We start from the raw sequence: 8,957 nt of genomic DNA on the forward strand, positions 1-8,957 counted from the left end.
ATGTATTCCTGAACGGCCAACTCGCCTTCGCCGTCCTCGGCGAGCACGTCGACGACGCCCATCCCATGCAGTTCTTCTGCCGTATAGAGCTTGCCGCTCATGATCATCTTTTCCGCCGCGACCTGGCCGATCTTCCGCGATAGGAAGCTGTAGGCACCCATGCCGGGGAACAAGTTGAACAGAACTTCCGGCAGACCCATCTTGGCGCTCCGCTCAGCGACGATGAGGTCGAATGAAAGCGCGCATTCGAAGCCGCCGCCGAGAGCATCGCCCTGGACGAGCGCCATCGTGATCACCGGCGTGTTGAACGCGCAAGTGTTACCATAAATCACGTCGATGCAGGAATAGGCGTAGGCCTGCAAGCTGGCCCGGTCGCGTGCGCGGATGCGTTCCGCAAAATGGGCCAAATCACCGCCGACATTGTAGATGCCCGGAGTGCTCGAAGCGAAAACGACATATTGCAGCGGTGCTTGGGTGCTGGTGTTTGTCTCAAATAGATCCTTAATAGAACTCTGCATTCTCTTCATGTCACGCAGTAATTCCATTGTAAAAATCGGCCGCACGCTGGGGCGCATGGCAGCCCAATAGGTCTTTGTCTCGGCATCGATTCTCGTATCGATGTTCGGAAGCTGTGAGCTCCCCGTTCCGAAACGAGGCGAAACGACGTGTTGCTCAGGAATCGAGAACGAAAGCAGCGAGGTCATAGGATTGTTCCTTAGAGGTGGGTGGGCAGACGAAAGGTACTCGGGAGAGTATCGCACAGTGCAGCGACATTCTCATCTACCAGCAACTAGTATTTCAAGAACTCAAGGGAAGTATGACGGTTCCAGATTGCTTTTTTAGTGCGCAAAACGCTACGGCAGTAGGCGAGCTGACAGAGGCAGGCGGAGACTGGAATATCGTCCTGGACAAATCGTCGCGATCGACCCGGAACGACCTGTGACTCACGTTCCGACGCGAACGAGTTCAGCGTATGCTCATTGAAAGCGCACGTCGCGTCTCTATTTGACGGCACCGGCCGACGCGCGGTCACGATGCGAGGCGCGAGTGAAGGTCCTATCCGACCTATCTGTATATGGTCATGCGATAGGGTGATGGGCGACAGCCCCGCTGGGCTGTCGCTTCCACGTTGTAACACAATGTTTTTGGCGGTCGCTCCAGCGCTCATGCGCGAGCGGGCTGAAGGCGGCGGACTTAAACGGCGGCCGTGACCTGGATCTCAAGGGCGAATTGCGGGTTCGCCAATCGGGATTCGACGCACGCGCGCGCCGGCGTATCGCCAGGGGCGACCCAAGCATCCCAGACGGCATTCATTTCGTCATAATGGCTCATGTCCGTGAGCCAGATGGTAGCGCGCAACAGCTTTGTCTTGTCGCTACCGATTTCGCCTAGCGACTGCTCGATTTGATCGAGAACATCTTTCGTCTGGGCTGCAACCGATTGTCCGGGCGTATTCTCGGGGACATAGCCCGAAAAATAGGCCATGCCATTGTGGATGACGAGGTCGCTGTACCGGGCTGCGATGCCGATCCGTTTGATGTCCGTCATATCTTGGTGCCTTTCATGTCTTGGTTCCTTCGTCTGGTCGATTGAGTGCAACGGCGATAGCCGCCGCAAGTTTTGCATTGTTTTTCACCAACGCGATGTTGGTCACAAGACTGCGGCCTTGCGTTTTCTTGAACAGATAGGACAGCAGGAAGGGCGTCAGCGCCTTCGTAGCGGCGCCTTGTCGGCGACTTTCGGTGATCGCGTCGTCGATATGTCCCCGCATCTCGTCGGCGGGGATCTCGTCCGCTTTCGGCACCGGGTTGGCGACAAGCGTGCCGCCGCCGAGGCCGAGAGCGCCTTTGGTTTCGATCAGTCGGGCGATGGCTTCGGGTGTGTCGAGACGGATCGGCACCGGAAAGTCGCTGGCCCGGCTCCAGAAGGCTGGGAAGCGGTCCGTGCCATATCCGACGACGGGGACGCCGCGTGTTTCGAGATATTCGAGTGTGCGGGGCAGGTCGAGAATGGCTTTCGCGCCGGCGCAGACGACGGCAACTGGCGTCCGCGAGAGTTCGTCGAGATCGGCCGAAATGTCGAGCGTTTCCTCCACGCCGCGGTGAACGCCGCCAATGCCGCCTGTGGCAAACACCTTCACGCCGGCAAGGTGAGCGCAAATCATCGTCGCCGCCACCGTCGTCGAACCTGGGCGTCCCGACGAAACCGCGTACGGAAGATCCGCCCGGCTCAGCTTCATCACGTCCTTGGCCGTTCCCAACCAGTCGAGCTCCGTGTCGGAAAGCCCGATTTTGATACGCCCGCCGATCACCGCGATCGTTGCAGGAACGGCACCGCCGTCCCGCACGACGCCCTCGACTTCGCGGGCGGTCACGACATTCTGCGGATAAGGCATGCCGTGCGTGATGATGGTCGATTCGAGGGCGACAACCGCTGTGCCCGTATCGAGCGCCTTCTGCACTTCTGGCGCGATATCGAGAAAGCGGCTCGTCGGAAGACTGGCCATGGCGAACCTCATTCGAATGCCGTGGGGAGAGATCGAGATAGCATAGATTTCAGCCGCTCCAACGATAGGTCCGGGCTGACGCTTGCCGAGCTCTCGATCGTGATCGAGGCCGCCGCCGCGCCGAGCCTCGCGGCCTCGATAAAGGTCGCTCCCGACATGAGACCGGCGATCGTTGCGGCGATGAGGGCATCGCCGGCGCCCGTCGCATCGACGACGTTGGCCGCGATCGGAGCGATCCGACTGGGGCCGGCGGCATCGGCGATGACGGAGCCGTCGCCGCCACAGGTGAGAACGACACGCTCGGCGCCCCGGTCCACGAGGGCCTGGGCGAGCGTTTCGGGAGAGCCACCGGCTTTGGTCTCGCCGGCGAGGATCGCGCGCGCTTCGTCCACGTTCAGAAACAGCAGGGAAATGCCTTGAAGGCTGACCGGCAGCCGTCGAGCCTTCGTCGTCGACACGGCGTCGATGGCGAGGGGGACCCGACGCGCGTGCGACGTCTCGATGACCGCTTGGAGAGAAACTGCCGGCAAATTGCAATCGGCAAACACCCAGAGGACCTCGGAGAACGCCTCGGGCAACGCCGCCATGACAGACGGCCCGATCGTCTCGAAGATGGCCATGTCGGCAAGACCGAGGGCAAGCGAACCGTCCGGCTGCAGGACAGCCGCGTACGTCGCCGTTCTTTGGGCGCGCGACGTCGCGACCCATCGCGTATCAATGCCCATCTGGTCCAGGTGGGCGATAATCGCGCGCCCGTTTTCGTCATCACCGACGGCCGAGACCAGAGATGCGCGGCGTTTCAGGGCCATCAAGTTCTCTGCGACATTGCGGGCGACCCCGCCGAACGTGCGCTGGGATTCGACAGGATTCGAGGTGCCCGGCACAACGAGCGACAATGCGCGGTATTTGATGTCGATAGCGGCGCCACCGATGCAGATCACGTCGATTTTCGTCATGGCGCGCGGTCCGGTTTCCGAAGCACATTCTAGTACGTGTGGCACATCAGGATGGAAAGCCTGGCGCTTTGGCGGTGGCGTACGGACATGTTAGTCGTTTGGGAAAAGGAACGATATCTTGGTGAAACGTATTCCCTCAACGGCCTGGCGGACCGACGTTTCCGCCGATGGACGATTGTTCTCGCTCTCCGTGCGGACGGAAATCGGTCGCGAATACGAAGTGATCGTCGGTACCGTCGATTCGACGCCGCTTCTGACCGACCTCCTGAACGAAGTCGGACGGGTCTATGCAGCGCTTCCACCTCAGAACTTCGCAGAGGGGGCCGGCCCAAACCATCCGAGGAGCCAACCGCCGCTGCGACCGCTGCGGGTCGTTCCTAGAAAGGAAAAGGACGGCGCCGTTCTCCTTTTGGATTTCGGTGGTACCGTCCTCAAGGTCGCGATTGACCCTGCCGCATTGAAGGCTGGTCTCGAGGGGCTCTAGGCCGCCGTTCCGCAACAGGAATGTTGGCTGACCTGCTCCGGATATTCGTCGTGACGCCGGACAAAGTCCATGATCGTGCCCTCGTTCCGGCCTTTGGGGGCACGATCGAGGATCATGAAGGTGCCGACCAACTCCTCCAGACCGCGCGCATAAGTCGAGAACGTATGGAAAATGTTTCCGTGCTCGTCTTTGTAGAATGCGCTGAGACCCGGCAATTCGTCGAACGCGTTGGCGGAAGAAATGTCGTCGAAGTTGTAGAAGACCTTCTCCTTGCTCAGCTCGTCAGGCGTGAACGACACATGATAGTCGAAGTTGAAGGTGTTCGCGTTTGAGGAGGCCCATGGAAAGGTCCAGCCCATGCGCTTCTTGTACGCTTCGATTTCGGCGATCGGAGCGCGCGAAACCGCCATCATCGTCACGTCGTGGTTGTTGAGGTGAGGGAGGGTGCCCTGGAGGTGGTCGGCGACGAACGAACAGCTCGGGCAACCTGCCTTCCAGCCCGGTCCGAGCATGAAATGGTAGACCATGAGCTGAGAACGGCCTTCGAAGAGGTCGGACAGTGTTTTCTTACCGGTCGGTGTGTCGAAAACATAATCTTCCTCGACCTTCACCCACGGCAGGGCCATGCGTTCGGCGTTGAGGGCATCGCGGGCGCGCGTAGCTTCCTTTTCCTTGACGAGCAGGCTCTTGCGCGCGGCAAGCCATTCATTCCGCGAAACGATACGATTGGATTGTATCACGTCGTCCTCCAGCTGTTCGAACCAGAAAAGGTGTTCAAAGGAGAAAAGGAGTCGGAAACAAACCGGCCTTGCAACGGGCGGGTCTTGACTATTTAAGTTGATATCAACATTATAATTCGATGTCAAAACCGATCTTATTGCCCTTCGAAACGACGCTTCACGTGCGGGACAGCTGCCTGTGTCTGCACGTGCAGCGCGCAGCGCGGGCGCTCGCGCGGCTGTTCGACGAGGCGCTGCGACCCGTCGACCTGACGAACGGCCAGTTTTCGCTCCTGATGTCCCTGAACCGCCCCGAGCCGCCGAACATGGCTTCGGTCGCTACTCTTCTGGCGATGGATCGCACGACCCTCACCGCCGCTCTGAAGCCCCTTGAACGCCGCGGTCTCGTCCAGATTGCCGTCGACTCCAACGACAAGCGCAGTCGCCTTCTGGCGCTGACGAGCGATGGCAGGAGCCTGTTGTCGCAGGCCGTCCCCATCTGGCAACGGACCCACCGGGCGGTCGAGGGATCGCTTCCCGATGGCGATCCCGATCGCCTTCGGCGCGACCTCCAGGCTCTCTCCTGACGCTGATGCCTATTCGATCCGCGTCGTCCCTGTCGCGGTCGAGAGAACTTCCTCCGCGAAAAGCGCGACAAAATCCTCGGCTGGCCTGGAGAGAGGTGAATCCGGCAAGGTGATGATCCCGTAATCGGACGTACGGGTGGGCCGGAACGGCCGCATTTCAATCTCCGTGGAACGGAAGAAACTGGCGATCAAGGCAGGAACGACGGCGACCCCGAGACCAGCCGCCGCGCACGCGCATGCGGCCTCCACGGAATGGACCTCGATCCTGCAATGATGGGGAGCGCGGGCCTCCCGGAGTTCGTATTCGAGCTCATGACGGGCCGTGCGCTGGCGGCCGAGGAGAATGAGGTCGTTGCGAGCCAGATCTCTCAACTCGATCTGCGCCTTGGTGGCCAGGGGATGCGCCTTTGCCATGACGCAGGTCGTTTCGCCGCGAAGAAGCGGTCGGATTCGAAACCCCGGATCTTCCGTCGCAAGCTTGACGAAACCGAGATCGGCGCTGCGGGCCTGAATCATCTGTTCAATGGCGCCGTAGGGGCCGGACAGGGTTTCCACGACGGCTTTCGGATGGGCCTCGAAATAGCGGGCGAGAACGCGTGGCAGGACGGTCGTCGTGATGCTGTGGGGAAATGCGACCCGAAGGAGCACGTCGCCCACCGAACCGGCTTTGAGATCGGCCGCCTTGCGTTTCACCCGCGCGAGCACCGCCGTCAATTCCTCGACTTCCGACGCGAGCGCCCTGGCTTCCGGTCGCGGGATGAGGCGACCCTTGTCCCGGGTGAACAGTTCAAATCCGATTTCGGTTTCAAGTCCGGACAGATGTCGGCTGATGGCGGATTGAGAAATCTGCAGAATGCCGGATGCCCCGACGGTCGAGCCGGTGGCCATGACAGCTTTCAAGACTTCGAGCTGCTTCAAATTCATGGTCGAATTGCACTCCCGCGATCCGGCGACTTTCCGGAAATATCATCACCCTATCTGTTTTTCTCATACTATTGCGCGCGTCTCGGCGCGATGCGTAACTGAACTGTGACATCCGGATGACGGCATGGTTATGAAACGCTGTTCGCAAAAAGCCAAGGACGCTCGCCTCCGCTGGACGGGGAAGGCGCGACCGCCTTTGACGGAGAACCGTCCGTGACCGTCTTCATCATTCGTCGTTTTTCACAAAGTCTGTTGGTTCTCCTCGTGACGTCGATCATCGTGTTCGCGGGGATCTATGCGATCGGTAACCCCATCGACATTCTCATCGCGGGGGACGCGACGCCCGCCGAACGTGAGCAGGCGATCCGCGCTCTCGGCCTCGACCGATCCTTGATCGAGCAATACGGCACCTTCATCTGGAATGCCCTGCATGGCGATCTCGGACGCTCCTTCGTGTTCAACCAGCCGTCCATCGATCTCATTCTCAACCGAATGCCGGCGACATTGGAACTCGCTTTCGTGGCGCTGGCGCTCTCTCTGGTTTTGGGCATCCCGCTCGGCCTTTGGGCTGGCTTGAAACCCGGCACCACTCTCGACGAGACGGTGATGACCGGATCAATTCTGGGCTTCAGCCTGCCGAATTTCTGGCAAGGGATGATGCTGATCATGATCTTCTCTGTATGGCTCGGTTGGCTTCCATCCACCGGGCGCGGGGATGTCGGCACTCTCCTCGGGATCAGGACGAGCCTCGTCACCTGGTCGGGCCTGACGCATTTGGTCCTACCCGCGCTCAATCTCGCACTGTTCAATATCTCGCTGGTCATCCGCCTGACACGAAGCGGCGTCCGCGAGACGATGCCGCTCGACTTCGTGAAATTCGCCCGCGCGAAGGGCCTGTCCGAACGAAGGATCGTCTCGGTTCACGTGCTCAAGAACATCATGATTCCGATCGTCACGGTGGTCGGCGTCGAATTCGGCAGTCTCATCGCGTTCGCCATCGTGACGGAGACCATCTTCGCATGGCCCGGAATGGGCAAGCTTCTCATCGATTCCATCATGCGTCTCGATCGTCCCGTCGTCGTCGCCTATCTGCTCGTCGTCGTGACGATGTTCATCGTCATCAACTTCATCGTGGACATTCTGTACTCGTTGCTCGATCCCCGTATCCGGCTGGGAAGCGCGTCATGACAGTCATCGCCCTTCGGAAACCCAGTTCGGATACGTTGTTCGGCCGAGCGCTCGATGGACTTCTGCGGAGCCCGCGGGCGACAGCAGCAGCGGTTTTGTTTTTCCTCCTGCTCCTTGCAGCCGTCATTGGGCCCTGGCTGGCACCGCAGAATCCCTACGACCTGATGCAGATCAGCATTATGGACGCGAAGCTGGCGCCGGGTTCGGAAAGCATGAGCGGCGGCACGTACTGGCTCGGAACCGATGGGCAAGGGCGGGACATGTTGTCCGCTATGATCTACGGGTTGCGAACGAGCCTTGCGGTGGGCGTCGTCAGCGGCGTGATCGCGCTCGGGGTCGGAACCACGCTCGGCTTGATGGCGGCCTTTTTCGGTGGTCGCGTCGACATGTTGATCATGCGCCTGGTCGACCTCATGCTCGGCTTTCCGACGATCCTTGTAGCCCTGATGCTGCTTGCGACGATCGGGCAGGGCGTGGGCAAGGTGATGTTCGCGCTTGTGCTGGTGCAATGGGCACTTTTCGCCCGTGCTGTGCGAAGCGCGGCTCTCGTCGAGAAGAGCAAGGAATATGTCGAGGCCGCCGTCTGCCTCGACCTCAGCAAGACGCGCATCCTGTTCGGCCACTTGTTGCCGAACTGCCTACCGCCGCTACTCGTGATCGGAACGCTTCAAGTCGCCAACGCGATTTCGGCCGAGGCGACCTTGAGCTTTCTCGGCATAGGCCTCCCTATCACCGAACCGTCTCTCGGCCTTCTCATCGCGAACGGCTACGAGGTGCTCATGTCCGGCCAGTACTGGATCAGCGTCTATCCGGGCATCCTTCTCGTCCTTCTCGTGTTCAGCATCAACATCGTCGGCGATCGGCTGCGTGAAGTGCTGAACCCGCGGCACGAACGGTGAGGCCGAGATGACGATCCCAACGCTCTCCGTCGAAAATCTGGAAACCCACTTCTTTACCGAGAAGGGTGTCGTGAAGTCGGTCGACGGCGTCAGCTTTTCGGTCGGCCGCGGCGAGGTGCTGGGCCTCGTCGGCGAATCCGGATCGGGCAAGTCGATCACCGGCTTCTCGATCTTGGGCCTGGTCGATCCCCCGGGTCGGATCGTCGGCGGACAAATTCTGTTTCAGGGTCAGAACCTGGTCGGATTGTCGGCGCGCGAGATGCAGAGCCTTCGCGGGCGTCGGATCGCGATGATATTTCAAGACCCGATGATGACGCTCAACCCGGTGCTGAGCATCGGTACGCAAATGGTCGAAACGGTTCTCGCGCATGAGAACGTGGGCGTGAAGGAGGCTCGGGCGAGGGCACGCGATACGCTCGGCATGGTCGGGATTCCCTCTCCGGAGGAGCGATTGGCGGCTTACCCGCATCAGTTTTCCGGCGGCATGAGACAACGCGTCGCCATTGCCATCGCGCTTCTACACCGACCGGAGCTCATTATCGCCGACGAGCCGACGACGGCTCTTGATGTGACGATCCAATCGCAGATCCTCGCTCAGATTCAGAAACTGTCGAGCGAACTCGGGATGGCTCTCGTGTGGATCAGTCACGATCTCGGCGTCGTCGCCGGATTGGCTCATCGCATTGCCGTCATG

At 60.3% G+C, this 8,957-nt stretch carries 11 protein-coding genes; 5 read left to right on the forward strand and 6 right to left on the reverse strand.

All coding sequences use genetic code 11. From position 1 onward, the window contains the following. The 4 genes from AC1DT3_RS06405 to AC1DT3_RS06420 form a co-directional block, all read right to left on the reverse strand. The coding region (locus AC1DT3_RS06405) for a crotonase/enoyl-CoA hydratase family protein (RefSeq protein ID WP_477464416.1) at window positions 1-704 on the reverse strand (704 nt) is incomplete at its 3' end. Between the two features lie 490 nt (window positions 705-1,194). Beyond that, window positions 1,195-1,548, reverse strand: coding sequence for a RidA family protein (locus tag AC1DT3_RS06410; protein WP_477464417.1), 354 nt, complete (start codon window positions 1,546-1,548; stop codon window positions 1,195-1,197). Between the two features lie 13 nt (window positions 1,549-1,561). Next, on the reverse strand, window positions 1,562-2,506 hold the full coding sequence (locus tag AC1DT3_RS06415) for a pseudouridine-5'-phosphate glycosidase (RefSeq protein ID WP_477464418.1): 945 nt from the start codon (window positions 2,504-2,506) through the stop codon (window positions 1,562-1,564). An 8-nt stretch (window positions 2,507-2,514) separates the two neighbouring features. Beyond that, on the reverse strand, window positions 2,515-3,462 hold the full coding sequence (locus tag AC1DT3_RS06420) for a carbohydrate kinase family protein (protein WP_477464419.1): 948 nt from the start codon (window positions 3,460-3,462) through the stop codon (window positions 2,515-2,517). 121 nt (window positions 3,463-3,583) lie between these two features. Between AC1DT3_RS06420 and AC1DT3_RS06425 the strand changes: the two genes are divergently transcribed. Further along, window positions 3,584-3,946 (forward strand): hypothetical protein, encoded by a 363-nt coding sequence (locus tag AC1DT3_RS06425; protein ID WP_477464420.1) that lies wholly within the window; start codon window positions 3,584-3,586, stop codon window positions 3,944-3,946. On the opposite strand, the gene AC1DT3_RS06430 is transcribed toward AC1DT3_RS06425, so the two are convergent. Next, window positions 3,943-4,686 carry a DUF899 domain-containing protein gene (locus AC1DT3_RS06430; protein WP_477464421.1) on the reverse strand — a complete coding sequence of 248 codons (744 nt, stop codon included), beginning with the start codon at window positions 4,684-4,686 and terminating at the stop codon, window positions 3,943-3,945. The two genes, AC1DT3_RS06425 and AC1DT3_RS06430, sit on opposite strands and share 4 nt — an antisense overlap. Window positions 4,687-4,805: 119 nt before the next feature. Between AC1DT3_RS06430 and AC1DT3_RS06435 the strand changes: the two genes are divergently transcribed. Continuing rightward, complete coding sequence (locus AC1DT3_RS06435) at window positions 4,806-5,252, forward strand: MarR family winged helix-turn-helix transcriptional regulator (protein ID WP_477464422.1); 447 nt, start codon at window positions 4,806-4,808, stop codon at window positions 5,250-5,252. Window positions 5,253-5,261: 9 nt separating this feature from the next. Here AC1DT3_RS06435 and AC1DT3_RS06440 read toward each other — a convergent pair whose 3' ends face one another. Next, on the reverse strand, window positions 5,262-6,176 hold the full coding sequence (locus tag AC1DT3_RS06440) for a LysR family transcriptional regulator (protein WP_477464423.1): 915 nt from the start codon (window positions 6,174-6,176) through the stop codon (window positions 5,262-5,264). Between the two features lie 213 nt (window positions 6,177-6,389). Here AC1DT3_RS06440 and AC1DT3_RS06445 point away from each other — a divergent pair, with 213 nt between their 5' ends. From AC1DT3_RS06445 to AC1DT3_RS06455, 3 genes are all read left to right on the forward strand, one after another. Further along, window positions 6,390-7,364, forward strand: a complete 975-nt coding sequence (locus AC1DT3_RS06445) for an ABC transporter permease (RefSeq protein ID WP_477464424.1) — start codon at window positions 6,390-6,392, stop codon at window positions 7,362-7,364. Further along, window positions 7,361-8,263, forward strand: coding sequence for an ABC transporter permease (locus AC1DT3_RS06450; RefSeq protein ID WP_477464425.1), 903 nt, complete (start codon window positions 7,361-7,363; stop codon window positions 8,261-8,263). The genes AC1DT3_RS06445 and AC1DT3_RS06450 overlap by 4 nt, the downstream gene beginning before the upstream one ends. Window positions 8,264-8,270: 7 nt before the next feature. Then, window positions 8,271-8,957: ABC transporter ATP-binding protein (locus AC1DT3_RS06455; RefSeq protein ID WP_477464426.1), on the forward strand; the 687-nt coding region annotated here is incomplete at its 3' end.

This window comes from Microvirga sp. P4_G7 (genome assembly GCF_056401005.1).

Coding starts and splice junctions, on each gene's coding strand:
- AC1DT3_RS06410 (WP_477464417.1), bottom strand. CDS start 1,548: ATGACGGACATCAAACGGATCGGCATCGCAGCCCGGTACAGCGACCTC.
- AC1DT3_RS06415 (WP_477464418.1), bottom strand. CDS start 2,506: ATGGCCAGTCTTCCGACGAGCCGCTTTCTCGATATCGCGCCAGAAGTG.
- AC1DT3_RS06420 (WP_477464419.1), bottom strand. CDS start 3,462: ATGACGAAAATCGACGTGATCTGCATCGGTGGCGCCGCTATCGACATC.
- AC1DT3_RS06435 (WP_477464422.1), top strand. CDS start 4,806: ATGTCAAAACCGATCTTATTGCCCTTCGAAACGACGCTTCACGTGCGG.
- AC1DT3_RS06440 (WP_477464423.1), bottom strand. CDS start 6,176: ATGAATTTGAAGCAGCTCGAAGTCTTGAAAGCTGTCATGGCCACCGGC.
- AC1DT3_RS06450 (WP_477464425.1), top strand. CDS start 7,361: ATGACAGTCATCGCCCTTCGGAAACCCAGTTCGGATACGTTGTTCGGC.